At 62.7% G+C, this 24,675-nt stretch carries 22 protein-coding genes; 20 read left to right on the top strand and 2 right to left on the bottom strand.

Features of this window, described 5'->3' with window-relative positions; genetic code table 11:
• Nucleotides 1-52 precede the first annotated feature (52 nt).
• From VW35_RS18810 to VW35_RS18760, 13 genes are all read left to right on the top strand, one after another.
• Complete coding sequence (locus VW35_RS18810; protein WP_046144642.1) at nucleotides 53-787, top strand: SDR family NAD(P)-dependent oxidoreductase; 735 nt, start codon at nucleotides 53-55, stop codon at nucleotides 785-787.
• A 103-nt stretch (nucleotides 788-890) separates the two neighbouring features.
• Nucleotides 891-1,031 (top strand): hypothetical protein, encoded by a 141-nt coding sequence (locus tag VW35_RS21720; protein WP_161796950.1) that lies wholly within the window; start codon nucleotides 891-893, stop codon nucleotides 1,029-1,031.
• 15 nt (nucleotides 1,032-1,046) lie between these two features.
• Nucleotides 1,047-2,078, top strand: coding sequence for a GNAT family N-acetyltransferase (locus VW35_RS18805; protein ID WP_046144641.1), 1,032 nt, complete (start codon nucleotides 1,047-1,049; stop codon nucleotides 2,076-2,078).
• Entirely contained in the window at nucleotides 2,078-2,227 is a 150-nt protein-coding gene (locus VW35_RS21715; protein WP_161796949.1) for a hypothetical protein, read from the top strand. The genes VW35_RS18805 and VW35_RS21715 overlap by 1 nt, the downstream gene beginning before the upstream one ends.
• Before the next feature lie 311 nt (nucleotides 2,228-2,538).
• Nucleotides 2,539-4,248 carry a potassium-transporting ATPase subunit KdpA gene (gene kdpA, locus VW35_RS18800; protein ID WP_046144640.1) on the top strand — a complete coding sequence of 570 codons (1,710 nt, stop codon included), beginning with the start codon at nucleotides 2,539-2,541 and terminating at the stop codon, nucleotides 4,246-4,248.
• A 19-nt stretch (nucleotides 4,249-4,267) separates the two neighbouring features.
• On the top strand, nucleotides 4,268-6,325 hold the full coding sequence (kdpB, locus tag VW35_RS18795; RefSeq protein WP_152662676.1) for a potassium-transporting ATPase subunit KdpB: 2,058 nt from the start codon (nucleotides 4,268-4,270) through the stop codon (nucleotides 6,323-6,325).
• Between the two features lie 12 nt (nucleotides 6,326-6,337).
• Nucleotides 6,338-6,928 (top strand): potassium-transporting ATPase subunit KdpC, encoded by a 591-nt coding sequence (gene kdpC, locus VW35_RS18790; protein ID WP_046144891.1) that lies wholly within the window; start codon nucleotides 6,338-6,340, stop codon nucleotides 6,926-6,928.
• 8 nt (nucleotides 6,929-6,936) lie between these two features.
• Nucleotides 6,937-9,615: a sensor histidine kinase gene (locus VW35_RS18785; protein ID WP_046144638.1), complete on the top strand. Its 2,679-nt coding sequence runs from the start codon at nucleotides 6,937-6,939 to the stop codon at nucleotides 9,613-9,615.
• Nucleotides 9,612-10,304, top strand: a complete 693-nt coding sequence (locus VW35_RS18780; RefSeq protein WP_046144637.1) for a response regulator — start codon at nucleotides 9,612-9,614, stop codon at nucleotides 10,302-10,304. Before VW35_RS18785 ends, VW35_RS18780 begins: the two co-directional genes overlap by 4 nt.
• A 115-nt stretch (nucleotides 10,305-10,419) precedes the next feature.
• Nucleotides 10,420-11,577, top strand: a complete 1,158-nt coding sequence (locus VW35_RS21710; protein WP_046144636.1) for a glycosyltransferase family protein — start codon at nucleotides 10,420-10,422, stop codon at nucleotides 11,575-11,577.
• Entirely contained in the window at nucleotides 11,574-12,572 is a 999-nt protein-coding gene (locus VW35_RS21705) for a glycosyltransferase family 2 protein (RefSeq protein ID WP_046144635.1), read from the top strand. The genes VW35_RS21710 and VW35_RS21705 overlap by 4 nt, the downstream gene beginning before the upstream one ends.
• A 6-nt stretch (nucleotides 12,573-12,578) precedes the next feature.
• Entirely contained in the window at nucleotides 12,579-13,469 is an 891-nt protein-coding gene (locus VW35_RS18765) for a glycosyltransferase family 2 protein (RefSeq protein ID WP_046144634.1), read from the top strand.
• Nucleotides 13,470-13,491: 22 nt separating this feature from the next.
• The gene (locus VW35_RS18760) at nucleotides 13,492-15,732 is read left to right on the top strand and encodes a Wzz/FepE/Etk N-terminal domain-containing protein (RefSeq protein WP_046144633.1); all 2,241 of its coding nucleotides are present in this window, start codon (nucleotides 13,492-13,494) and stop codon (nucleotides 15,730-15,732) included.
• A gap of 171 nt (nucleotides 15,733-15,903) precedes the next feature.
• Here VW35_RS18760 and galU read toward each other — a convergent pair whose 3' ends face one another.
• The gene (galU, locus tag VW35_RS18755) at nucleotides 15,904-16,857 is read right to left on the bottom strand and encodes a UTP--glucose-1-phosphate uridylyltransferase GalU (protein ID WP_046144890.1); all 954 of its coding nucleotides are present in this window, start codon (nucleotides 16,855-16,857) and stop codon (nucleotides 15,904-15,906) included.
• Nucleotides 16,858-17,231: 374 nt separating this feature from the next.
• Here galU and VW35_RS18750 point away from each other — a divergent pair, with 374 nt between their 5' ends.
• From VW35_RS18750 to VW35_RS18720, 7 genes are all read left to right on the top strand, one after another.
• Nucleotides 17,232-17,411: a hypothetical protein gene (locus tag VW35_RS18750; RefSeq protein WP_046144632.1), complete on the top strand. Its 180-nt coding sequence runs from the start codon at nucleotides 17,232-17,234 to the stop codon at nucleotides 17,409-17,411.
• Nucleotides 17,412-17,812: 401 nt separating this feature from the next.
• Nucleotides 17,813-18,484, top strand: coding sequence for a sugar transferase (locus VW35_RS18745; RefSeq protein ID WP_046144631.1), 672 nt, complete (start codon nucleotides 17,813-17,815; stop codon nucleotides 18,482-18,484).
• A 9-nt stretch (nucleotides 18,485-18,493) separates the two neighbouring features.
• Nucleotides 18,494-18,874, top strand: coding sequence for a hypothetical protein (locus tag VW35_RS20810; RefSeq protein WP_052951874.1), 381 nt, complete (start codon nucleotides 18,494-18,496; stop codon nucleotides 18,872-18,874).
• 9 nt (nucleotides 18,875-18,883) lie between these two features.
• Entirely contained in the window at nucleotides 18,884-20,080 is a 1,197-nt protein-coding gene (locus VW35_RS18735; RefSeq protein ID WP_083983039.1) for a glycosyltransferase family 2 protein, read from the top strand.
• Nucleotides 20,077-21,354: an O-antigen ligase family protein gene (locus VW35_RS18730; protein WP_046144630.1), complete on the top strand. Its 1,278-nt coding sequence runs from the start codon at nucleotides 20,077-20,079 to the stop codon at nucleotides 21,352-21,354. The genes VW35_RS18735 and VW35_RS18730 overlap by 4 nt, the downstream gene beginning before the upstream one ends.
• Nucleotides 21,305-22,312, top strand: a complete 1,008-nt coding sequence (locus VW35_RS18725; protein WP_046144629.1) for a glycosyltransferase family A protein — start codon at nucleotides 21,305-21,307, stop codon at nucleotides 22,310-22,312. The genes VW35_RS18730 and VW35_RS18725 overlap by 50 nt, the downstream gene beginning before the upstream one ends.
• Entirely contained in the window at nucleotides 22,309-23,784 is a 1,476-nt protein-coding gene (locus tag VW35_RS18720) for a lipopolysaccharide biosynthesis protein (protein ID WP_046144628.1), read from the top strand. Before VW35_RS18725 ends, VW35_RS18720 begins: the two co-directional genes overlap by 4 nt.
• Here VW35_RS18720 and VW35_RS18715 read toward each other — a convergent pair.
• Entirely contained in the window at nucleotides 23,781-24,674 is an 894-nt protein-coding gene (locus VW35_RS18715; protein WP_046144627.1) for a polysaccharide pyruvyl transferase family protein, read from the bottom strand. The genes VW35_RS18720 and VW35_RS18715 overlap by 4 nt on opposite strands.
• Nucleotide 24,675 lies beyond the last annotated feature (1 nt).

Genomic DNA, 24,675 nt, shown 5'->3' with positions numbered 1-24,675 from the left:
TGTTAGCCTGTCATTGTCGGCGTCAAGCAAGCCGAATATGGCGGGGGAAAGTATGAACCAGATCGACTTGAGTAACCGCGTCGCCGTCGTGACCGGCGGAGCGCAGGGTCTCGGCTTTGCCATTGCGCGACGCTTGGTGGCCTCAGGCGCAAAAGTCAGCCTCTGGGACATGAATGCGGACCTCCTCGATGCCGCGGTGCAAGAGCTTGGCTTTTCGGCGAGCGCCGTGACGGTCAACATCACCGACTATGCGGCGGTCGCCCTAGCGGTCGAGACCGTCGGGGTCATCGACATCCTGGTCCACTCCGCCGGAATTGCCGGCAAGAATGCGCCGCTCGACGAATATGAACTCGAGGAATGGCACCGCGTCATCGATGTCGACCTCACCGGCGCCTTTCACGTCAATCGCGCCATCCTGCCGGGCATGAAAGCGCGCAACTATGGGCGCATCGTCAACATCGCCTCGATAGCCGGCAAAGAAGGCAATCCCAACGCGGCGGCTTATGCCGCGGCAAAAGGCGGCGTCATCGCCATGACCAAGGCGGTGGGCAAGGAATGCGCCAAATATGATATCGCTATCAATGCCATCACTCCCGCAACGGCCAAGACGCGGATACTGGACGAGCTCAAGCCGGAATTTATCGATTATATGCTGAGCCGCATTCCGCGCGGGCGGTTCCTCGAAGTCGAAGAGGCGGCCAATATGGTGGCCTGGCTGGTCTCGGCTGAAAATAGCTTTACCACGGCCTCGGTATTCGACCTTTCGGGCGGCCGCGCGACCTATTGAGAGCGGCTTTACGCTCGGCTTATGCGCGGGGCCGCTTTCCCCATCGAGACTTTATCCTGCTCCATGGCACCTCATGAGCCTGACCAAGGTTAGGAGTGTCTGGATGTATCGTCCCCATTGGTTTTATAGCATCGATACCGGCGCGCCGCTGAGAACCGTCTCGCGGGCCGAAGGCGTCGTGATCGCCCTTCTGCTCGGTGCCTATGCCCTGATGATCGTCGCCCTACTGGCGGCATGGGTTTAGGCCGGGGTTACCGTCATGACGCACCATATGCCGCGCACGCGGCTGCAGACATTCGCCCGCCTTCGCCGTGCGCAAATCGATGATATCGAAGAGCTTGTCGGCCTTTCCCGCCACTTTACCGGGACAGTGCCCGACTGGCAGGGGCTGATCGGCGATCAGCCCGACTGGCAGGGGCTGATCGGCGATCCCGGCGCGTATGTGCTTGTCGCCACCGAATGCCAACTGGTCGTTGGCGCTGCACTTTTGTGCCACGCGCCAATGGCGGCGGAAGCCAGGCTCGCATGGTTGATCGTGGCACCGGACGCTCGTGGCCGGGGCGTCGGACAATTGTTGATCGACATGGCCATCGGTCAGGCGCGCTCTCAGGGCGCAGCGCTTGTCGAAGGCCATGAGCCAATTGGCGCGCATGGGCTGGCCCAGCTTTACCTTCATTTCGGATTTGCCGGCGTGGGCGAGGGCCGCTGGGTGTTTGGGCTCTGGAACGGGCATCAGGCACGGTCCTATTGCGATATCGAAGTGCCGCAGCAGCCCGCCGCGCGCCAGGCCGACGCCTTATCGCAGACCCTCCTTTCGGCATTGGGAGCGCTGGATGCCGGCATGCTCCTGACGCCACGGGCGCGGCAGGTGCTTGCTCATGAACTGGCGACTGGTGGCGCGGGAAGCGAGACCTGCCGCATGGCCATGGCCGCTTCACGCCGTCGCTTCTTCGTGCATCTGGCGCCGAGCCTTGCTTCGAGCCTGCGTCGCCGTATCGGTCCTGATCTGGGAGAATGGATCGTTGCCGACGACGATGCGCTGACGCCGGAAAAGCTGATCGGGCACCTGTCGCGCCACCATTTGCCGATGCTGCGCCTCACCGTCCCGCGCCATGGCAGGGGCAAGCGCTGGCTGATGATTACAGGCTTTGACGGATTTCTCTTCCGCCTTCACGACGTGACGGAAGTCCAAAATCCGGAGCTGCCTCTCGCAGTGACAGCTGCGGAGCTACGCGAAGCCATGGCCGATCTCAAGGGGAGCGAGCATCTGCTGCTCGCCAAGGTGCTCTGATGTGGTGGCAGCTTTACCGTTCGGCCAAGACCCGGGGCTTGCCTTTCGAGGGGCATCACGAGGACGTCGCGGACAAGGGGGCCGTGCTTATTGCCGGCGTCATCCTCTGTCCGGTGATCCTCGCCGCCGTGCTCACCGCAATCTTCTAAGCCAAGGCGCCTCCGGGTGCCTTTTCTTTATGCCGACTTTATAATGGCTACACATCTTCCGTATGGAGACTTTATGCGCTCCGGCGCGAGTGTGCGGACCTCTCTTTCTGGAGGCTCGACATGGTCGATATCGTTTTTCTCGTGGCGGGGGTCGGGTTCTTTGTCCTAACCTACGCCCTCATGCGGCTCTTGGGGCGCGTCTAGCCATGCTGACCCTGCTCTGGGGGCTCGGTGCCCTCGCCATCGCCGTCTACATGGTCGTCGCCCTGTTCCGGCCCGACAAGCTCTAGTGCTCTAGCGGAAACAATCAAATGAACTGGCAAGGATGGGCGGAAATCGCCCTGACCCTCGGCCTCGCCCTCGCTTTGGGCTGGCCCTTGGGTGTTTTCATGTCGCGCGTCTGGAACGGGGAAAAGACCTGGCTCGATCCGGTGCTGAGGCCGGTCGAACGCGTGTTCTATGCCGCCACCGGCGTCGACCCCAATAAATCGCAGAGCTGGATCGGTTATGGCGCGTCGCTGATCGCCTTCAACCTTTTCGGCTTCGTGCTCCTTTACGCCATGCTGCGTCTACAGGGCGTCTTGCCGCTCAACCCGCAGGGGTTTGCCGGCGTGACGCCGGACCTGGCGTTCAACACCGCCGTCAGCTTCGTCACCAATACCAATTGGCAGAACTATGGTGGCGAGACGACCATGAGTCACTTTACCCAGATGGCAGGGCTGACGGTGCAGAATTTCGTTTCTGCAGCCACCGGTGCAGCGATCGCGGCGGCTTTGGCGCGGGCGTTTGCTGGGAACAAGCTCAGCGGCGTTGGCAATTTCTGGGCTGATCTCGTCCGCACGACGCTTTATGTGTTGCTGCCGCTTTCGATCGTTTTCGGCGTCGCGCTGATCGGCACCGGAGTCGTACAGAATTTTGCAGCTTCAGTGACAGCGACGACACTCGATGGCGCCAACCAGACGATTTCGGTGGCGCCGGCGGCGAGCCAGCTTGCCATCAAGCAGCTCGGCATCAATGGTGGCGGCATCTTCAATGTGAACTCTGCACATCCGTTCGAAAATCCATCGCCGCTGAGCAATCTTCTCACCGCTGTGGCGATCAACACGCTCGGCTGGGCCGCGTTTTTCGCCTTTGGCCGCACGGCCATTGCGCGCAAGGACATCCGCGCACTGGCCACGGCGGCCATTCTGATCCTCGCGGCAGGGGCATCGGTGATCTATGTCACCGAATCCCAGCCAGCGCCGGCGCTCGTTGCGGCGGGCGTTGAAAATCCGGTCTATATGGAAGGCAAGGAAACCCGCTTCGGCATCGCTTCGACCGCTGCCTGGGCCGCGCAGACGACCGGCGCATCCAATGGTTCGGTCAACGGCATGCATGACAGCTTCTCCCCGCTTGGCGGTGGCATGGCCATGCTTCTGATGATGCTTGGCGAAATCCTGCCGGGCGGCATCGGCTCGGGCATTGCCATCATGGTCGTCATGGCCGTGCTGTCGGTATTCGTTGCTGGGCTGATGGTCGGGCGGACGCCGGAATATCTGGGCAAGAAGATCGAGGCGCGCGAGATCCAGTTCGCCATGGTGGCGCTTCTTATAGTGCCGCTTTCGACCCTCGGCTTTGCCGCCTTGACGGTTGCCTGGCCGGGCGCGCTCGCGAGCCTCTTCAACCCCGGCGCGCACGGGCTGAGCGAACTGCTCTATGCCTATACCTCGGCCACGGCCAATAATGGCTCGGCCTTTGGCGGCATCTCGGCCAATGTGCCCTGGTGGAACACGACGCTTGGCTTTGCGATGCTGCTCGGCCGCTTCGTGCCCATCGTCGCTGTCCTTGCCATCGCCGGAAGCCTCGCGGCCAAGCCCAAGCTTGCTCCAAGTGCCGGCACCTTGCCGACGCAGGGTACGCTGTTCGTCGGTCTTCTCATCGGCATCATCATCATTCTGGGCGCGCTGCAATATTTCCCGGCGCTCGCCCTCGGCCCGATCGTCGAGCACTTCCAGGTGCTCGAAGCGCTCGGCGCCAATTGAGGTACGCATCATGACTGTCATGGATCTTCCTCCTGACGACACAAAGCCCACGCGGCTGGCCGACAGCTTTTCGCCCGCTATGCTCGGGCGGGCGGTGGGCGAGGCATTCGTCAAGCTCGACCCGCGTAAGCTCCTCGGCAATCCCGTCATACTCGCCACCGAACTCGTCGCGGCTCTCGCGACGATTTCCGCGGTGGCCGGATATGCCGGCGGTATCGGCGACGGCGCCTTTCCAACGGCGATCGCCGTTTGGCTCTGGGCAACGGTGCTGTTCGCCAACTTTGCCGAAAGCATCGCCGAAGGCCGGGGCAAGGCGGCGGCGGATTCGCTGCGCGCCACCCGCACCACCACCAAGGCCAAGCTGATCGTCGATGAAAAGCAGGGCCTCATCGTGCCGACGCCGGCCCATGAGCTCGGGCTCGGTCAGATCATCCTCGTCGAAGCGGGCGATATCATTCCCGTCGACGGCGAAATCATCGAGGGCGTCGCCTCGGTCAACGAAGCGGCGATAACAGGGGAAAGCGCACCGGTCATCCGTGAATCGGGTGGCGACCGCTCGGCGGTGACCGGCGGCACGACGGTGGTGTCGGACTGGATCAAGGTGCGCGTCACCGCCCAGCCGGGTTCGACCTTTCTTGATCGCATGATTGCCATGGTCGAAGGCGCCGATCGCCGCAAGACGCCCAACGAGATCGCGCTTGCCGTGCTGCTCGCCGGGCTGACGCTGATCTTTCTTATCGCCGTTGTCACGCTTCTGGGCTTTGCGGCCTATTCCGGCATTGAGCTCGATCCGGTCGTGCTCGGCGCGCTCTTCGTCTGTCTAATTCCAACGACTATCGGCGGACTTCTGTCTGCGGTCGGTATTGCCGGCATGGACCGGCTCCTCAAGGTCAATGTGCTGGCCACCTCAGGCCGCGCGGTGGAAGCTGCCGGCGACGTCGACACGCTGCTGCTCGACAAGACCGGCACCATCACCTTCGGCAATCGCATGGCAACCGAAGTCATCCCGGTGACCGGCATCCGCGAGGAAGTAGCCTTCCGTGCTGCCGTCATGGCCTCGTTGGGCGACGAAACGCCGGAAGGCCGCTCCATTGTAGAACTTGGCCGGACCAAGGGGCTCTCGGTCACGGCGCCCGCAGGCGGCACGGTCATTCCGTTCTCGGCGACAACCCGGCTCTCTGGACTCGATGCCGAAGGTAAATCCTGGCGCAAGGGTTCGGTCGATGCCGTGCTCAAGCTGATCGGGCGCAGCGAAGCCGACATGCCGGCGCAGTTCCGCCAGTCGGTTGAAAAGATCGCCCGCTCCGGGGGCACGCCGCTGGCTGTGGTCGAAGGCAATAATCTTGTCGGCGTCATTCATCTCAAGGACGTCGTCAAGCCCGGCGTTGCCGCGCGCTTTGCCGATCTGCGGAAGATGGGTCTGCGCACGGTGATGATCACCGGCGATAATCCCGTCACCGCCGCCGCCATCGCGGCGGAAGCCGGCGTCGACGATTTCCTTGCCGAAGCCACGCCCGAAGACAAGCTGCGCCTGATCCGCGAGGAGCAGGGCAAGGGGCGGCTTGTTGCCATGTGCGGTGACGGCGCCAATGACGCGCCGGCTTTGGCCCAGGCCGATGTGGGCGTTGCCATGCAGACCGGCGCCCAGGCGGCACGCGAAGCGGGCAATATGGTCGATCTTGACAGCGACCCGACCAAGGTCATCGAGATCGTCGAAGTGGGCAAGCAGATGCTGATCACCCGCGGGGCGCTGACCACCTTTTCAATCGCCAATGACGTGGCAAAGTATTTTGCCATTATCCCGGCCTTGTTCGTGACGGTGCTGCCGCAACTCCAGGCGCTCAACATCATGGGGCTCACGAGCCCGGAAAGTGCCATCCTGTCGGCCGTGATCTTCAACGCGCTCGTCATCGTCGCGCTGATCCCGCTGGCATTGCGGGGGGTGAAATATCGTGCTGTCGGGGCAGGGGCGCTGCTCTCGCGCAACCTGCTGATCTATGGGCTCGGCGGTCTCGTCGCCCCATTCATCGGCATCAAGATCATCGACGTTATCCTGACGGCTTTCGGGCTTGTCTAGGAGGAAATGAAAATGCTCAATCAAGTCAGACCGGCAGTGGTCTCCATGCTGCTCTTTACGCTTCTCCTCGGCGGCGCCTATCCCGCCGTGGTGACCCTGGCGGGTGGGGCAATGTTCCCCGCCCAGGCCGAGGGCTCATTTGTCCGCAACGATCAAGGCGTGGTTGTCGGCTCGAGCCTCATTGGCCAAGCAACGACCAGTCCGCAATATCTCTGGCCGAGGCCTTCCGCGGCTGGGGATGGCTACAATGCCGCCGGCTCCTCCGGCTCCAATCTCGGCCCCCTCAACCCGGCCTTGGCTGAAAGGGGCGCTGCAGACGCCGCAGCCGTTCGGGCCTATGCTCCCCCGGGCGCCGCTATTCCGGCGGATGCCGTGACGACCTCGGGCTCGGGTCTTGATCCGGACATTTCGCCTGAGTTTGCGGACTTGCAGGTCGAGCGGATCGCCACCGCGCGCGGCATCGATCCGGCGCTTGTGCGCGAAGCGATTGCGGCACATACCCAAGGGCGGCTGCTTGGCTTCATCGGTCAACCGCGCGTCAATGTGTTGATGACCAATCTGGCGCTTGATCGCGATCACCCGCTAACCGCAGCAACCCGATAGGAGCTTTCGTGGAAGAGCCGAGACGCCCGGATCCGGAAGCCCTGCTGGCGGAAACGCAGAAGGCCCATCGCGGCCGGCTGAAGGTTTTCCTCGGCATGGCGCCGGGCGTCGGCAAGACCTATGAAATGTTGCGACAGGCTCGCCGCCGCAAGGTGGAGGGCCTCGATGTCGTCGTTGGTCTCGTCGAGACTCACGGGCGCAAGGAAACCGAGAGCCTCCTTCGCGGGCTTGAAGTGCTGCCGCGCGCGCCGATCGATTATAAGGGGCGAACGCTCCTTGAATTCGATATCGATGGATCGCTCAAGCGCCGGCCCGAGCTGCTGATCGTTGACGAATACGCCCATACCAATGCTGCTGGTTCGCGCCACCCCAAGCGCTGGCAGGATGTCGAGGAAATCCTCGCGGCGGGAATCGACGTTTGGACGACGCTCAACGTCCAGCACCTCGAAAGCCTCGTCGATGTGGTGCTCAAGATCACCGGCGTGCGTCAGCGCGAGACGGTGCCCGATAGTGCGCTGTCGCGCGCCGATGATATCGAGGTCGTCGACATCACCCCGGCCGAACTGCGCGAGCGCATGGCGGCGGGCAAGGTCTATGTGCCGGAAACGGCTCGGCTCGCGATCGACAATTTCTTCAAGCCCGAAAACCTGACTGCGCTTCGCGAACTGGCGCTGCGCCGGGCAGCGCAGACGGTTGACGATCAGCTCAACGCCGCCATGCGGGTCAAAGGTCTCGAAGGCCCGTGGGCGGCGGGGGATCGGATCCTTGTTCTTGTGTCCGACGATCCCATGGCAAGCAACCTGGTGCGGCAGGGGCGCCGCCTCTCCGACACAATGGGAGATGCACCGTGGATCGCTGCGCATGTGGCGCGCGGCCGGCGCGACGATGGCGAAGCAGGCACCACCTCGCGGCTGACCGACGCATTGAAACTGGCCGAACAATTGGGCGCGACGACGGTGGTTTTGACCGGCGACGACCTGGTCAAGGCGGTGCTCGCCTACGCCGGCAAAAACAACGTCACCCAGATCGTCATCGGCAAGGGGCCGGATCGGCGGATCCGCGAAATCCTGGGTCTCTCGCTTGCCGCCGAGCTGCTGCGCGCGGCGCGCGGCGTTGCCATCCATGTCGTCACCGAGCCTGGTGAGAGCCAGCCGCGCCAACGCTGGCGCATGGCGCGCAGCTTGCGGCAGGGCTGGACACAGCACCTCATTGGGCTTGTCTATGTCGTGGCGGCGGCGGGGCTAGCCTATCTTCTCGACGTTCGGTTCGAGCGAGCGGATCTGGGCATGATCTTTCTCGCCGCCATCCTTGCGGCAGCGGTCATCCATGGTCTGGGACCGGGTCTCGTTGCCGGCGGCTTCGCGTTTCTCCTTTACAATTTCCTCTTCCTCAGCCCGCGCTACAGCTTTGCCATCGGCTCGCCGACTGACTTGCTGACGCTCTTTGTGTTCCTTGCCGTGGCGCTGGCGACCGGCCTTCTCGCCGGGCGCTCGCGCGATCGTGCCAACGAGGCGCAGCGGCGGGCGGGAGATGTGTCATCGCTGCTTGTCGCCACGCGCGCCTTTTCGCGGGCGCCGACCAAGGCGGATGCGGCGCAGGCCCTTGCCGAACAGGTGACGGCGGCAACAGGGGCGCGCTCCGTCGTGCTGCTGCCGAAGGGAGACGACATTGCGCCCGCGACAGGCGCGCCCGAGCTAACCGCGCTCAACGAGGGTGCCATGGCTGCGGCACGCTGGGCCTGGGAGCGCGGCGATGCTGCGGGGCATGGCACCGGCACGCTGCCGCAGACGAGCTGGACGTTTCGGCCGCTCGACGGCGTGCGCAATCGCACCGGGGTTATCGGGGTCGAGGCGCATTCGTCCCTGCCGGGGTCCGACGAAGAAAAGCTCCTCACCGCACTGGCCGATGGCGGCGCCATTGCCATCGAGCGGGCTGAACTCGCTCTGCAAGCCGTCGAGGGCGAGACCTTGCGCCGTTCCGATCGCTTCCGCTCGGCGTTGCTCAATTCCGTCAGCCATGACCTCCGGACGCCGCTTTCGACCGTGCTTGGCGCCTCTTCGACGCTGATCGAACTGGGCGACAAGCTCGATCCGGCGGTCAAGGACGATCTCGTCGTCTCCATCCGCGAGGAGGCGGAGCGGCTCAACCACTATATCGGCAACCTCCTCGACATGACGCGGCTCGAGGGTGGCGGGGTGACGCTGCGGCTCCAATCTTGCGATGTGGAAGAAGTGCTGCGTGCAGCGGCTGCGCGGCTGAGCCGGCGGCTCGGCGAACATTCGGTGGCTTATGATTTTCCTGCCGCCTTGCCGCGCGTCATCGTCGATCCGGGGCTGCTCGAACAGGCGATCGTCAATATCCTTGAAAATGCCATTGCCTATTCGCCGGATAATACCGAAATCAGCATCGCTGCCTATGAGGACCGGGCCAAGGTCATCATCAGCATCGAAGACGAAGGCAAGGGTATTCCGACCGATGAGCTCGAGCGGGTCTTCGATAAGTTCCGCCGTCTCGAGGAACCGACCGATCGCGGCAAGGGCGTTGGCCTCGGGCTATCGATCACCAAGGGCTTCATCGAGGCGATGGGCGGCACGATCGTCGCAGCCAGCCCCATCCACGGCGACAAGGGCACACGTATGCTGATCGGGCTCAACAAATCGCCGGAAGACGTCTGGAAAGAAAAATGACTCAGGTCAATGCACGGGTGCTCGTCATCGACGACGAGCCGCAAATCCATCGCTTCCTCGGACCAGCGCTCGATGCGGCCGGATTCTATCACCTGCGTGCCGACAACGGCACCAATGGCTTGCGCGAAATTGCGCAGTGGAATCCGGACGTCGTCATTCTCGATCTCGGCCTGCCCGACATGGACGGCAAGGATGTTCTGGCCAAGGCGCGGGCCTTTTATGAGGGGCCGATCATCATTCTTTCGGCCCGCGACAAGGAGGGCGAGAAGATAGAAGCCTTTGAGCGCGGCGCCAATGACTACGTCGAAAAGCCTTTCGGTATCGGCGAACTCCTGGCCCGCATCCGCGTCGCCTTGCGCCAGCGGGCGGGCACGCAGCCGATCGCGACCAAGGTCAGTTTCGGCGATGTCTCGGTCGATCTCGAGTTGCGTTACGTCACCCGGGGCGGCGAACAGGTGCGGCTACCACCCAAGGAATATGCGCTGCTCTCGCGCCTCATCGGCGGGCATGGCAAGGTGTTGACCCACAAGGAATTACTTGTGGCCGTCTGGGGGCCGGCACATATGGACGACACCCAATATCTGCGCGTGGCGGTGGGCCAATTGCGCCAGAAGCTTGAAGCCGATCCGGGTGCGCCAACCCATATCATGACCGAGCCCGGGATCGGCTACCGGCTGATCCTCGATTAAGGTTGCTTTGTGACATGCGCTGAGCGCAGTCCTGCACCCTCAGCCATGCCATTGACCCTATCGCCGGCAAATTTTCCACTCGACGCCACTCCGCTCACCCAGAGGAGATGCGTCGTTGATCAAAATTCTCTATCTCGTACCGAACCTGTCGGACCCGGCTGTGGCGCGTCGCGTCGCTATGCTCACGCTCGGCGGCGCGGAGGTTGAGATCGCCGGTTTCCGCCGGTCCGACGCGCCAGCTGCCGACCTGCCGCTCGATCGCGTCGTCGAGCTCGATATCACTCACGATTCGCGCATGCTGCAGCGGCTCCTGGCAACGCTCAAGGCGCGCTATCGGGTACGCGAGTGGGGTCGGGACTTTTCGCGGCCGGATGTCATCGTGGCCCGCAATCTTGAAATGCTCGCCATTGCCCACGGTCTTGCCCAACTTTGGCCGACACCTCCGGCGCTCGTCTACGAATGTCTCGATATCCACCGGATGATGCTGCGCCAGGACGGTATCGGCCGCGCCATGCGGGCGGTGGAACAGCGCCTCTTGCAGCCGACAAGCCTCCTGCTCACCAGTTCGCCTGCGTTTCTGACGCACTATTTCGACAAGCAGGGCGCGCCCCCGGCGACGCTGGTCGAAAACAAGGTCTTTGCCACCGGCCATGACGGTGTGGGTCGCAATCCGGCGCTCTCGGGTCGTGACAGCCCGATCAGGGTGGGCTGGTTCGGCGCCTTGCGATGTGCCAAGTCGTTGGCAGCCCTCGATGCAGTATCGCGGACTTTGGCGGGGGAGGTAGAGGTCGTCCTGCGCGGCCGACCTGCCCTTGTCGAGTTCGAAGATTTTTATGGCACGACCAACGCGGCGTCGCATCTGTCCTATGCCGGCACCTATCGCTACCCCGACGATCTCGCCGCGATCTATTCGGACGTGCATTTCGTCTGGGCCATCGACTTTTTCGAAGAAGGCCAGAATTCAAGCTGGCTGCTGCCCAACCGCCTCTACGAAGGTTGCCTCAACGGCGCCATCCCGATTGCGCTTGCCGGCACAGAGACAGCCGCCTTCATAGAGCGGCTCGGCATCGGCGTGGTCATTCCCGACATCGCCGAGAAAACGCTCCTCGAGCTCTTTTCCTCGATGACGCCTGAGCTTGTGCGTGAACATGCAATTAAGGTTGGAGCACAGGACAAGCGCAGGTTCCGGTGCGATGCAGCCGAATGCGTGGCGCTCGTTGGGCAACTGGCGCGCCTTGCCGGGGTAAAGCCAGAGCTGGAGATTGCCGCATGAGCGCGCGTGTTGTCATTGTCGTTCCAACGCTCAACGAAAGCCGCCATATCGGGGATTTGCTCGATCGGCTACTCCTCGAAGCCGACGTCCTCGACGCGCGCATCGTCGTTGCCGATGGTGGCAGCACGGATGGTACGCCCGACATCGTCAAGGGGCGCGCCGAGGCCTCCACGCGCATTTTCTTCATCCACAATTCGCGTCGCATCCAGTCGGCAGCGATCAATCTGGCCGTGCGCCAGTTCGGCGACGGCATGGATTATCTCATCCGCATCGACGCCCATGGTGCCTATCCCGAGGCCTATTGCCGGCAACTCGTCGCCGAAGCCGATCGGCGGCAGGCGGGTAGCGTCGTCGTGCCCATGAATACGGTGGGGCAGGCGGCTTTCCAGAGCGCGGTGGCGACGGCGCAAAATTCTCCCATCGGCACGGGCGGCTCCGAGCACCGCATGGGTAAAGGCGGGCACGAGGTCGAACACGGTCACCATGCCCTGATGCGCGTCGACGCCTTCCGTGCCGTCGGTGGATATGACGAAAGCTTCCGTTGCAACGAGGATGCCGAACTCGATTTCCGCCTGCGCGCGGCCGGGCACACCATCTGGCTCACCGACCGCACCGGAATGACCTATTATCCGCGCTCGACCATGTCGGGGCTCTTTCGCCAGTATTTCGGCTATGGCGGGGGCAGGGCGGCCAATATCCTCAAACACCGCATGCGGCCCCGGCTGCGGCAAATGGCGCCGCTCGCCATTCTGCCCGTGGTGCTTCTGGCGGCGCTTTCGATTTGGCACTGGATTTTCCTCATCCCGCTTCTCGCCTGGGGCGTCGGCTGCATCGCGCTCGGCATGGCCGCAGCGAAGAAGCACTATCCCGAATACGGCGTGCCGCTATGGTTCGCGCCGCTCGTTGGCTGGGCAGCGATGATTATGCATTTCGCCTGGTCGTCCGGCTTCTGGCTGCATGTCCTGGCGCGCCCGTTCCGCCGCGAACCCGTGTGAGGCAAGATGGCACGTATTGATATCTGCATCTGCACGTTCCGCCGCCCATTCCTTGCCGAAACGCTGCGCTCTATCGCGGCACTTGAGCGGGGCGCCCATGACGTGCGTGTGGTGATTGCCGACAATGACGAGACGCCATCGGCCAGGGAAATGGTTGATGGGCTAGCCGCTGAGATGCCTGTGCCACTGCTTTATGTGCATGCACCGGCGGCCAACATCTGCATTGCCCGCAATGCCTGCCTTGACGCGGCTGAAGCCGATTTCGTGGCCTTTGTTGACGATGACGAGGTGGTCACGCCCGGCTGGCTCCTGGCGCTTTACGATAGGGCACAGGCGACCGGCGCTGCGGCAGTGCTCGGGCCGGTGCGCGCCATCTATCGCGATGATGCCCCCGGCTGGATGCGGAGCGGGGACTTTCATTCGACTTTGCCGGTCCTCGTCGATGGCACGATCCGCACAGGCTATACCTGCAATGTGCTGATCCGCTGGACAGAGCGGTTCCGCGGCCTCCGGTTCAATCTCGCGCTCGGCAAGACGGGCGGGGAGGACACCCATTTTTTCTATCGCCTGACCGGGCGCGGCGGCACGATCGATTACGCGCTCCAAGCGGTGGTGGAGGAGCCCGTGCCGGCCGAGCGCGCCACGATGGCCTGGCTCGTCCAGCGCCGCCTGCGCTTCGGCCAGACCCACGGCATGCTGATTTCGGCCCCGGCGCTGCGCGCCTTGCCCGTCGTCGGCGCCAAGATCGTTTTTTGCTGTCTCATGACCGGCCTCACGGCCTTTTCACCGGTGCTGCGGCGCCGCAACTGGCTGCGGGCCGTGCTCCATATAGGCGTCGCCGGCGGCATCATTGGCATGCGCCAGGCCGAGCATTATGGCCGGCCGGCCGCCTCCTGAGCCCCCAAAGGCGGAGTAGTCCATGCTCGAAAAATCCAGCTTCCCCGAATCTCTTTCGCCGCAGCCGTCGGACATCAAGACGATCGATCTCGATCGCATTTTCTCCCTGATGCGCCGGCAGGCCCTGGTCGTCGGGCTCTGCATCGCCGTTACCGTTGCGCTGGCCGTGGTCTACTTGACCCTCGCGCCACGCAGTTATCTCTCGGCCGGCCAACTTCTGATCGACACCAAGCTCGAACAGGTGACGAGCGGGGAGGCGGTCGCAACGAGCGCAACCGATCTTGAGGCGAGGGTGCTCAACCAGATCGAAGTGCTGCGTTCGAGCCGCGTCGCCAAGGCCGTAGCACAGGCCGAAAACCTGATGACCGACCAGGAATTCCTCAATCCCCCGCCGAGCTTTTCCGAGCGCGTCAAAAGCCTGATCGGCATGGGACCCGCGCAGCGTCCCTCCATGCTCGAAGCGAGCCTTGACGAGGTCGCCGGCATGTTGCGCGCCAATGTGCAGGTCGAGCGCATGGGGCGTTCTTCCATCATCCGGGTTGGTTACGAGGCAGCAACGCCCGAACTGGCGCAGCGCATTGCGCAAGCCTATGCGGAAGCGCTGCTGCAGGATCAGCTCAATGCCGAGCTCGAGGCTACGGGCGCCGCGGCCGACTGGCTGCAGCAGCGGCTCGCCGAAATCGGCGAAAACCAGCGTCAGGCGATCCTCGCCATTCAGCAATATCGCGAAGAAACCGGGCTTTCGGTAGGCCAGGATCGCAACCTGACCGCGCAACGCATCGAAACGCTATCCAATCAGCTGGCCGAAGCGCAGGCGGAAACGGCGCATCTGCGTGCGCTATCGGCGCAATTGGCAGCGGTGGTTGAAGCGGGACCGGCATCGGCATCGGACTATGTGGCGCTCCTCGGCAATGCCCAATCGGATCCGGCCGAAATCGCGCTTCTGCGTAGCCAGGCTGCGACACTGACGAGCCGGATCGCCGAAGTCGAAGCCAGCTTTGGCGCCGATCATCCACAACTCGCCAATCTGCGCGCTGAGAAGGCTGCGCTCGACAGCCGCATTTTCGCGCTCCTGCAAAATCTCGACGGGCAATATCGCACACAGCTCGCCATCGCCCAGCAACAGGAAGCGGGGTTGCGTGCCGATATCGATGCCGAAGGCCAGAGCGCCGGCGCCATCAGCCAGGAACAGGTGCGCCTTAACGAGCTGCAACAGCGGTCCGATGCGCTTGGCGCGCTCTATAACTCCTACCTGACGCGCTATGAGGAAGCCGTGCAGCGCCAGAGTTTCCCTATTCCGTCGGTGCGCATCGTCACCGATGCGCTGCTGCCCGAAGCGCCCGCGAGCCCACGCACCACGGTGATCCTCGCAGCAGCCATTATCGCGGGCTCCTTTATGGGTGCGGTTTTAGGCCTCCTCAATGAATTGCGTGAGCGTGGCTTCCGCACCGGGGCGCAGGTGCGACAGCAGCTGGGCCTGCGGTTTCTGGGCTATTTGCCAAAGCTTCAACTCGGCCGCGACGATAGTCCTGACCTCCGCCGGCGCACCATTCGCACTCTGGTGCGCGGCGCCCTTGGGACCCGCATGGGACGGCGCTGGGGCGCGCCCTATGCCGAGGCCCTGAAAACCACCCGTCTCGTCCTGCAGCCGGTCGCCGATCGCGGTACGGCGGTGCTGGGCGTTGTTTCAGTGCTGCCTAATGAGGGCAAATCGACCTTCGCGGTCTCCTTCGCCGAGATGCTGGCGGCGATGGGATCGCGCGTGCTCTTGATCGACGCCGATATCGGACCGGAAAAGACCGGCCTGCCGCAGCGCCTCCTGCCTTCGCAGCAAGGCGATTGGCGCGACGCGACCGAGACCGATCCAGACAGTGGTGTCGTTTCCCTTTCGGCGGCAGCGCCGCAGGCGGGTGGTGGCGATCTTTCGAGCATTGCCATGCAAAAGGTCTTTGCCGAAGCGCGCGGCCAGTTCGATTATGTAATCGTCGACCTGCCGGCTCTGGGACCCGTGGTTGACGCGCTGACGCTGCTGCCCTTCACCGATGCCGGCCTGCTCGTCACCGAATGGGGCCGCACCCCCCGGCGTCTCGTCCGCGGCGTGCTGGAGCGCGAGCCGGAATTGGCCGATCACCTCGTGGGCGTTGTGCTGAACAAGGTCGATCTCGGCACTCTGCCCAGGTTCACCGACGTCGGCGGGCTTGAACGGTTTGCCTATCGCGCCGAAGGGAGAGCCGAGCGGGCGTTGGAAACGACGTCCCGGTAATCCCAACTTTCTCCTACAACCGTGTCACCCCCGCGAAAGCGGGGGTCTCTGTTTTGTACAAGAGGTTAACGGTCTTTGCGCGCATGACATGGGCTTAGCGCCACAAGATCGGCAAACCCGGAAATGAAAACGGCGCCCGCAAGGGCGCCGCTTGTTTGTCATGAGCGTTGTTTATTCGGCGGCGACTTTAAATCCGTCCATCAGGGCGGTGTGGAGCCCCATCTTGGACAGCGCCGTTAGGAACTCATCGGCTATGTCGTCGCGGTCTAGCGCATAGGCGACATTGGCCGCTAGGAACCCGATCTTCGAGCCGCAGTCAAAGCTCTGGCCCTCATATTTGACCCCGACGAAGGGCTGGGTGTGCATCAGCGTCTGCATGGCGTCGGTAAGCTGGATTTCGCCACCGGCGCCGCGGGGCTGATCGGCGAGGAGGGAGAAGATTTCCGGCTGCAGGATATAACGGCCGGAGATAATCAGGTTCGACGGCGCTTCTTCCTTCTTCGGCTTTTCGACCATTTCGGTGATGCGGAAGCCGCTGTCGGTGCCGGCCCCGCGGCCAACAACGCCATAGGAGGAAACGTCCTGGTGTGGCACTTCCTCTACGGCGATCACGTTGCCGCCAGTCTCCTCATAGGTTTCGATCATCTGCTTGAGGACGCCGCGCTTGCCTTTAAAGAGCATGTCCGGGAGGAGCAGGGCGAAAGGTTCGTTGCCGACGATTTCGCGTGCGCACCAGACGGCATGACCGAGGCCCAGCGGCTCCTGCTGTCGGGTGAAGCTCGTGCGCCCCGCTGACGGCAGGTCCTTCTGCAACGCTTCGAGGGCAGCGGTCTTGCCGCGCACTTCCAGCGTCGTCTCGAGTTCGAACTGGCGATCGAAATGGTCTTCGATGACACCCTTGTTGCGGCCGGTCACGAAAACGAAATGGGTGATCCCGGCTTCGCGCGCTTCATCGACCGCATATTGAATGAGCGGGCGATCGACGACCGTCAGCATCTCTTTCGGCATGGCCTTGGTGGCCGGCAGGAAACGGGTTCCGAGGCCGGCAACGGGGAAAACTGCAGTCTTGACGCGTTTTACCACGGCGCTCTCCTGATTGAGTGAACAACAGGAGAATAGGATCATGTGAATCTGGTTGCGGCCAGCCGAAACGGCATAATGCTTTGCATGGCTCGATTGCAGATTTGCTATCGACCGCATTTGCCCGATTTTGATGAAATTTGTCATGGTCCGGTCATCTTGCAGGATATCTGTCAGACGAAAGAGAGAAGTATTATTGGCCTCAGCACAGTTTTTTCTCCGGTCGCCACGCGGCAGATAAGTATAAATGCGGTTGTGTTCACACCACCGTTATCGCCCAGAGGCGCAGACGCACTCGTGATGGCGTGGCGTATTTTATTCTCTGGTTGAGGGGTGTATTTACGAAGCGATGATAGGAGCATGGCTGGAACGACTATGCCCCATCCAAACGCCGCCCGAGCGGCAGCACGGAGGACCCCGTGAACGGTGATCGGCCGCAAAAAGGCAGTGCGCAGAAAGCGCCCATCGCCGGGGACACCCCGAGCGAACGCACGGCCTTTCCTTGGCCCTGGGGGCTTGTCGCTATCGGCGTTATGGCCATTGCCTGGGTAGGCATCTACCTGATCTGGCAGGGCGCCGTCTTCCTGTTCAATCTCTGAATTTTTTCGGCTTTTTCGCGCCTGTTCTCTGCGCGAGTACTTACGGGCCTGACCGAAGCGCGCTCTGTCGGCGAAATAGACAATAAATCCTGAACGAGGCGCCGGCACTCAACTTAAGGCACTGATTTGCCTCACGTTGGGCTTGCCTCTTTGGGGTGATTTTGTGTCGGGGCGGCTGCATGACAGCCATGCGCTGCAAACGTTGCCACTCATTTCCGATCATGTTCGTCTTCGCTCATGCCGGCAGCGGATCGTGCTTCGGTCCATCGGCATGCAAAGCGGCGTCCCCGGGCCGGGCTCGGGGTCAAATCAGATTTATGAGCCACAACCCCCGTATGAGCGTCCCGACGCTCTGCGAACCCCTTCGCACGTCCAAGCTCATTCTGCGTGAGAGAACGTCAATGTCGATCATCAATGCCGAAGTCGGCTCCTCCGACTATCCATCCAAGGCCGGAATGCCCCGCGGGGGCTTTGCCAAGCGGACCTTCGACGTGGTCGCTGCTTCGACCATGCTGGTCTTTGCCCTGCCGGCCATGTTCTTTATCGCCCTCATCATGTTTTCGACCGATCGCGGCCCGATCTTTTTCGGCCACGAACGTATCGGTCACAATGGCAGGCGCTTCCGGTGCCTCAAGTTCCGTTCGATGGTGGTCAATTCGCAGGAAGCCCTGCGGCGACATCTCGAGCTCTTTCCCCAGGCGCGCGCGGAATGGGAAGCAACGCAAAAACTGCGCAACGATCCGCGCATCACTCCACTGGGCCGGTTTTTGCGCGTCACGAGCCTTGATGAGCTCCCCCAGCTCATCAATGTCATCCGCGGCGACATGAGCCTTGTCGGCCCGCGTCCGATCGTTCAGGACGAAGTCGTTCGTTATGCTGACGAAATCACGCACTATGCGGCAGTCCGGCCGGGCATCACCGGGCTCTGGCAGGTCAGCGGCCGCAGCGATGTCGACTATGACCAGCGCGTCCAGCTCGATACGCTTTACGTTCGCCAATGGTCGTTTGCCGGCGATTTGCTCATCCTGATCAAGACCGTCAAGGTCGTGCTCTTGCGCACCGGCAGCCGATAGGAGATCGCAATGTCCATTCTTTCCATGCGTCCTCGCGCCTTCCGCACCCGCAATCCCGGGCGTGACGCCGAAACCGATGCCGTGCGCATCGAAACCGTCCGCAATGCTATCCTGATGGCCGTGGCCGATGCACGGCGCGAACGCGAAGGGCTGCAGCAGCGGATGGATATGTATTATGCCCGCGCCGCCACCATGCTCGATGTATCCGCCGAATATAGCTCCCGCCCGGATGCCGACGAGGCGGTGATACGTTCGGCCGAGCAGAGCGCCTCGCATGCGCGGCGCCGGCTCGCCCAGCTCGACGAGCAGATCGGCCGGTTCAACGATCTTCTGGGCGAGCTCGATGGCAAGGCAACGTCCGGATCGTCCGACGATGCGGGCGTCGCCTGAGGCGCCGCAATGGCTTTCGCCCCACTATCCGGCCGGCCACTGATCTCTGTGGTGATGGCCAATTTCGAGGCCGGCGAGAAGATCGTTCATGCCTTGCGCTCGGTTCTGCGCCAGACGGTGGGCGATCTCGAGGTAATCGTCAGCGACGATTGTTCGCGCGATGGCAGCCTCGAGCATGTTCGGCGCCTGATGGCCGAGGATGAACGCATTCGCCTTATCACTGCCGAGCGCAATGGCGGGCCGGCGCAGTGCCGTAACCGCGCGCTCGAACTGGCACGGGGCCATTGGATTGCTATTGTCGATTCCGATGACATCATCCACCCGGAACGCTTCGAGCGATTGCTGGCGGCTGCCGCCGAACATGGCAGCGATATCGTCGCCGACGACCTCCTCTTGTTTTTCGAAGACGGAACGGCGCCGCGCCTGATGCTGGGCGAGGACGTGTCGCACACCTTTCTCGTTTCGACGGAGCGCTGGGTTTTGGCCGGCGTCGATGGAACGCCGGCGCTAGGCTATCTCAAGCCGCTGATCCGGGCCGATCGGCTCCAGGCGCTGCGTTATGACCAGGAGCTGCGCATCGGCGAAGATTACGACCTCCTGCTGCGGCTGCTGCTCGAAGGCGCCAGCATGCTGGTCGTGCCCGAGCCCTATTATCTCTACCGGCGCCATTCCGGCTCGATTTCGCACCGGCTTTCGGTGCCGGATATGGAGGCGATGCTGGAGCGCCAGGTGGACCTGGTCGAACGCTATGGTCCCTTCAACAGCCGATTGACCGCTGCATTCGAGCTGCGTCTTGGGGCCCTTCGCCAGGGCCTTGGCTATGAGTATTTGGTTCGGAATATAAAGACGCGCAATGTTTCTGCCGCACTGGCGCTGCTGCTGCGTCATCCGGGCTATTTCGAAAAACTCTGGGCCTCGTTCGCCGAAGGTCGGCAAAAACGCTCGGCGCCTCCAACTACACCGGCATCGCCGGTCCTCGAACTTGGCGCGAACGGCACCGAGCACCCGGTGCCAGCTTATGTGCCGACAACCTCGACTGATTGGACGGCGCCACGCCAGCGAAAAGTCTGGCGCGATTTGGCTGCGCGTCGCGGGGCCGGCGCGGTCCGCTGCGTCCCCCTCGATGCGGCGGGACGCTACGCGGCAGGATTTATTCCAGAAGCCGAAATCGCCTCTGAACCATTGGTATTCGAGGCCGCGTCGTGAACCGCCTCAGTTTCAACCTTGCCACCATGCTCACCTTCGGCGCTTTTGCAGCGCTCGTGCTCAACGCCATGTTCGGTCCATTGGCGGCGCTGACCTTTATGGCCTGCGGCGCGTTCCTGCTTGTCAGCAATGTCCACCAGAGCCTCGATAGCCTCCAGCGCTGGTGGCCGGTGCTGATCTTGCCGGCCTGGTGCATCCTAACCGCGCTCTGGTCGCAATATCCGGCCAATTCCTTCCGTTATGGATTGCAGCTCACATTCACGCTCGTCGTCGCTATCGCCATAACCGGGCGTATCTCGACCGCGACGCTGATGCGCATGATGTTCGTGGTCTATGGCATCGGGGTTATCGCCAGCATCCTTTTCGGCCGCACCGGCACGGGTGGTGCCTGGCTCGGCGTCTTTGGCAGCAAGAATGCCTTTGCCGCTCACATTGCCGTCTTCATGCTGATCGCTGTGGCTGTCGCGGCGGATCGGTATTCCCCCTGGTTCTTGCGCGCGCTGGGACTTGTCGGCGCTGCGGCGTCCGGCCCGCTCCTCGCGCTGGCGCAATCGGCAGGCGCCATCCTGATGGTCGCCCCATGCCTTGCGATCATTCTTCTAACGCTACTGACCACGCGCCTTAGCGGCATGCAGAAGCTGTTTCTTGCCGTCATGCTCGCCATCGGCCTTGCCGCCATGGCGCTGCTCGTCATCGTTGCCGGCGATACCCTGATGGCGGAGGTACTTGAAGGCTCAGGTAAGGACGCGACGCTCACCGGGCGCACCGACCTTTGGGCAACCGGGCTCGGCTACATCGCCGAGCGTCCGTTCCAGGGCCTTGGCTATCGCTCCTTCTGGGTTGTCGGCTTCGCGCCGGCCGAGGAGCTCTGGGCCATGTTCGACGTGCCCTCCGGCGCCGGGTTCAATTTCCACAACACCTATATTTCAAACGCCGTCGAGATCGGCCTTTTCGGCCTCGGGCTCCAGATCCTGATCATCTATGGCGGCGCCCTGGCGATGGGTGCCTATACCTTCTTCCGCCCCAATGCGCCCAATGCACTGCTCCTTGCGCTGCAGATGCTGATGATCCTGCGCAGTTTCATCGAGGTGGAGGTGTTCTTCGAATTCTCCATCCGTTCGATCATGGGTGTCGCCACACTCATCTATGCCGGCCAGGGCATTTTTGCCCTCCGCGCCCAGGCGCCCAGCCAGACAAAGCCCCGTCCCAGAGGATTACTGAGCCATGTCAGAGTACCAGCCCGGCCTCGTTCACTTCCGCACGCCAACCTATAAGCGCCCCGATGCGCTGCGCCGCGCGCTTTATTCGATGATCGATCAGTCCTGGCCGCATTGGATCTGCGATGTCTATGACGACGATCCGGAGCAGGCTGCACGCAGCGTCGTCACCGCCATTGGCGACCGGCGTATACGCTATCACGCCAATGCGCCGCAGCTTTTTGCCTCGAAGAACATCGACCACTGCTTTTCCGCTGAGAATCCGCATGGCGCGGAATATTTCTGCGTGGTCGAGGACGACAATTTCATCCTGCCCGATTTCTCAACCGCCAATATCGCGCTGATGGCAGAGGAGGGCGTCGAGATCGTCCTCCGCAACCAGGTCTTCGAATATGCGAGTGGCACGGCGGAAGCGCGGCTTTCAACGGTCGGCGTGCTCGATGAGACATTCACTGAAGGCCGCTACGCGCCCGGCGATTTCCGGCTGTCGCTGCTTGCCGGCATCGGCGTTTCCAATGGCGGACTCTTCTGGTCGGTGCGCGCCAAGTCGCCGCTTGAAATCCAGTATCCCTGCACGGCAACGCTGCAGGAATATCTGCGCACCTATTCGATTATCGAACCCATATACGTTGCCATGCACCCTTTGGCGATCTGGGCCGAAAATGCCGAGCAGACCACCCGCAATGCCGAGCTGAAGGCGGGTTATCTCCGCCGCGAGCTCGACCTCAAGCGTGCGGTACAAGCGCTTCGCCGCCGCGTGTGGCAGGAGGCGACGCCGGAACAACGCGCAAGCTTCTTGACCGACCAGCGCTTTGCCACGCCCATGGCCACACGTGCCATGAATGTCGGTAAAGCCCTGATCGATCAGAAGCTCTCCGGCCACGTGCCGGTCCGCGAGGCGGCAAGGCTGCGCCTCCGCGGGCTTATGATCCGTATGCTCGGGCGGATCACGCCGGATTTCAAGCGCTTCGTCGCCTCGCGCGACGTGCTGCGACGGGGCCTGGGCCGGGCATGAGCGTTATTGCTCCGACCGGAAGCGGCAGGCTCGACCACCTCAAGTCGGGCCGGGCATCGGCTGCTATCAAGGGCACGATGTGGTCGCTGGTCAGCAGTTTCGCCCCGGCGCTGCTCGGTTTTTTGGTATTTCTGGCCACATCGCGAGTATTGAGCCCCGCCGAGTTTGGCATCGTCGCCTTTGCCGCGAGCATTGCAACGGTCGGTCTGGCCATTTCGCCTGCTGGCTTTCGCGAGGCACTGATCCAGCGCCAGTCGATCACGCCCGTGCATATCGACACCGTGTTCTGGCTTTGCCTCGGTGCCGGCTTCCTGGTTTTTACAGTTCTCTGTGCCGCGGCGCCGTTCGTTGCGGGCTCCTCCGGCGATCCGCTCCTTGTCTGGCTCATTCCATTCATTTCGGCACGCGTCATCTTTGACATGGCGGCGGCTGTGCCCAATGCGCTCCTCGTCCGCACCATGTCTTTCCGCATGCTGGCGCTGCGCACCACGGCAGCCTCACTCGTAGCGGCCGGTGTGTGCCTCGTCCTGCTCTGGCTTGGCTTCGGATTATGGGCGCTTGCCGCCTCGCAACTGGCGTCCTCGATCGCTACCTGTGTCGGCGCGCTGATTGCCGCACGCTTCCTGCCCGGTTTCCGCTTCGATTGGCGAGCGCTGGGCGACCTCAAGGCCTTCGGTCTCTTTTCGACCGGCAACCACTTCATCACGACGATCAGTGTCGACCAACTCCTCATCGGCGCGCTTCTCGGCCCGGCCGGGCTCGGCATCTATGGCTTTGCCCGCCGCATCTTCCAGATCCTGACCGACCTGATTTCAGGCGCGCTGAATCTCGTTTCCTATTCGCTTCTTTCCTCCATGCAAGGAGAGCCGGAAAAGCTCCGATCCGCCTACCTTCTTGGCACCTTTGCCTCCTCGGTCGTCGCTTTCCCGGTCTTTGCGGGGCTGGCGCTGGTCGCCAAGGACTTGGTGCCCGTCGCCTTTGGCGATCACTGGATCGAAGCAGTGCCCATCGTCCAGGCGTTCTGCGCGCTCGGCATCCTGACCGCGGTCGGCATCCTCCAGGCCTCGCTCATCCGCAGCCAGGGCCAGGCCGATCTCTGGTTCTACTACGTTCTCAGCAAGCAGGTGGTCACGGTGCTATACGTGTTCCTCTTTGCCGGCTGGGGCCTTCTTCCTCTGGCCATTTCGCTCGTTATCCTCAATGTTCTGATGTGGCTCCCGAGCCTCCATATGGTCGTCCGGCTCCTCCGTATCTCGCTCTTGGCCTACCTCGGCTCCTTCGCGCTGCCGGTCCTTGCAACGCTTGTGATGTGGGGTGCAGGCTATCTGGTGCAGATCGAGCTGGCCGATGCCGACACCACCCTCCGCCTCATCACGACAATAGGCGCCGCAGCTCTGAGCTACGGCGCCGTGATCATCGTTTTTGGCCGGGATCGGCTGGTTAGGCTCTTGGGCTTTCTGCGCCGTCGTTAAGCGGCGAGCTGGCGGCTCCGGACAAAGCTTTCGACGGCTTCCTGGGCCCGTTCGGTGACTTCCATGATGCGGGCATCGGCGCTGAGTTGCGGCGGGAGGCGTGCCATGTCTCGAAGATGCCGCGCGGCGATGCTGGTCAGAACGCGGTTGGGAATGGCGGCCAGCGGCGAGGCGTTGAATTTGCCGACCTTGCCCAATCGTCCGCCACGGCCGGTACGTCCGATATAATATTCGAGGACGCTCGTGGGTTTGAGGTCGTTGAGGCGCACGTCAACATCGAGCGCGCCGGCCCAGTCGAGCCACTTCTTGTGGTGCCCGCCATAGATCGGCTTGGCGCCGATCCAGGGCGTGCGCAGCGCATCGGCAACGATAGCGCCGTGCATGGCTTCGGTAATGAGAAGCTTTGCGCCACGGATCTGACTGAGGACCGTCTCGACGGGCGCCGTGGCATCGATCAGTGTCATGCCGGCCTCCTTGCAGGCTTCAGCCCAGAAGCCGCGCTCGAGGCTTTCGTAGTGCGGCATGAAGGCTATCCCGACTCGTTCATCGGGTGCTGGCAGGTCCATGGCGCGGAGCAGGATGGCGCTGTCGCAAACCGAGAGGGATTTGTCGATGCCGAGCGTCTTGGCCGTGTTGGGGCCGCGCACAAAGCGGATGTCCCAAGTGCCGTCGTGCACGTCGGGCAGGCCCATATAGCCGGCGTAGCCCGAACCCATGACGAATTTGCGCGACTGTGCCGGCAGATGGTCCCCGATGATCGAGCCGATGCCGACGAATAGCTCGCTTTCGTCATCGTCGAGGAAGTTTTGCGGCAACAGGGCGGGCCAGACATGAAGGTTCAGCTCGTCGCCGAAATTGGGCACATGGCCGCGAAAGAACACCAGCTTCATC

The organism is Devosia soli, assembly GCF_000970455.1.
In the GTDB taxonomy this organism is placed as follows: domain Bacteria; phylum Pseudomonadota; class Alphaproteobacteria; order Rhizobiales; family Devosiaceae; genus Devosia; species Devosia soli.
Note: the sequence above shows the minus strand (reverse complement) of the source record. Positions and strands in the feature narration are given on the sequence as shown.

Bases quoted from the DNA above. Each gene is read 5' to 3' on its own strand.
- VW35_RS18810 (WP_046144642.1), top strand. From the start codon at position 53: ATGAACCAGATCGACTTGAGTAACCGCGTCGCCGTCGTGACCGGCGGA.
- VW35_RS21720 (WP_161796950.1), top strand. From the start codon at position 891: ATGTATCGTCCCCATTGGTTTTATAGCATCGATACCGGCGCGCCGCTG.
- VW35_RS18805 (WP_046144641.1), top strand. From the start codon at position 1,047: ATGACGCACCATATGCCGCGCACGCGGCTGCAGACATTCGCCCGCCTT.
- VW35_RS21715 (WP_161796949.1), top strand. From the start codon at position 2,078: ATGTGGTGGCAGCTTTACCGTTCGGCCAAGACCCGGGGCTTGCCTTTC.
- kdpA (WP_046144640.1), top strand. From the start codon at position 2,539: ATGAACTGGCAAGGATGGGCGGAAATCGCCCTGACCCTCGGCCTCGCC.
- kdpB (WP_152662676.1), top strand. From the start codon at position 4,268: ATGGATCTTCCTCCTGACGACACAAAGCCCACGCGGCTGGCCGACAGC.
- kdpC (WP_046144891.1), top strand. From the start codon at position 6,338: ATGCTCAATCAAGTCAGACCGGCAGTGGTCTCCATGCTGCTCTTTACG.
- VW35_RS18780 (WP_046144637.1), top strand. From the start codon at position 9,612: ATGACTCAGGTCAATGCACGGGTGCTCGTCATCGACGACGAGCCGCAA.
- VW35_RS21705 (WP_046144635.1), top strand. From the start codon at position 11,574: ATGAGCGCGCGTGTTGTCATTGTCGTTCCAACGCTCAACGAAAGCCGC.
- VW35_RS18765 (WP_046144634.1), top strand. From the start codon at position 12,579: ATGGCACGTATTGATATCTGCATCTGCACGTTCCGCCGCCCATTCCTT.
- VW35_RS18760 (WP_046144633.1), top strand. From the start codon at position 13,492: ATGCTCGAAAAATCCAGCTTCCCCGAATCTCTTTCGCCGCAGCCGTCG.
- galU (WP_046144890.1), bottom strand. From the start codon at position 16,857: ATGATCCTATTCTCCTGTTGTTCACTCAATCAGGAGAGCGCCGTGGTA.
- VW35_RS18745 (WP_046144631.1), top strand. From the start codon at position 17,813: ATGTCGATCATCAATGCCGAAGTCGGCTCCTCCGACTATCCATCCAAG.
- VW35_RS20810 (WP_052951874.1), top strand. From the start codon at position 18,494: ATGTCCATTCTTTCCATGCGTCCTCGCGCCTTCCGCACCCGCAATCCC.
- VW35_RS18735 (WP_083983039.1), top strand. From the start codon at position 18,884: ATGGCTTTCGCCCCACTATCCGGCCGGCCACTGATCTCTGTGGTGATG.
- VW35_RS18725 (WP_046144629.1), top strand. From the start codon at position 21,305: ATGTCAGAGTACCAGCCCGGCCTCGTTCACTTCCGCACGCCAACCTAT.
- VW35_RS18720 (WP_046144628.1), top strand. From the start codon at position 22,309: ATGAGCGTTATTGCTCCGACCGGAAGCGGCAGGCTCGACCACCTCAAG.
- VW35_RS18715 (WP_046144627.1), bottom strand. From the start codon at position 24,674: ATGAAGCTGGTGTTCTTTCGCGGCCATGTGCCCAATTTCGGCGACGAG.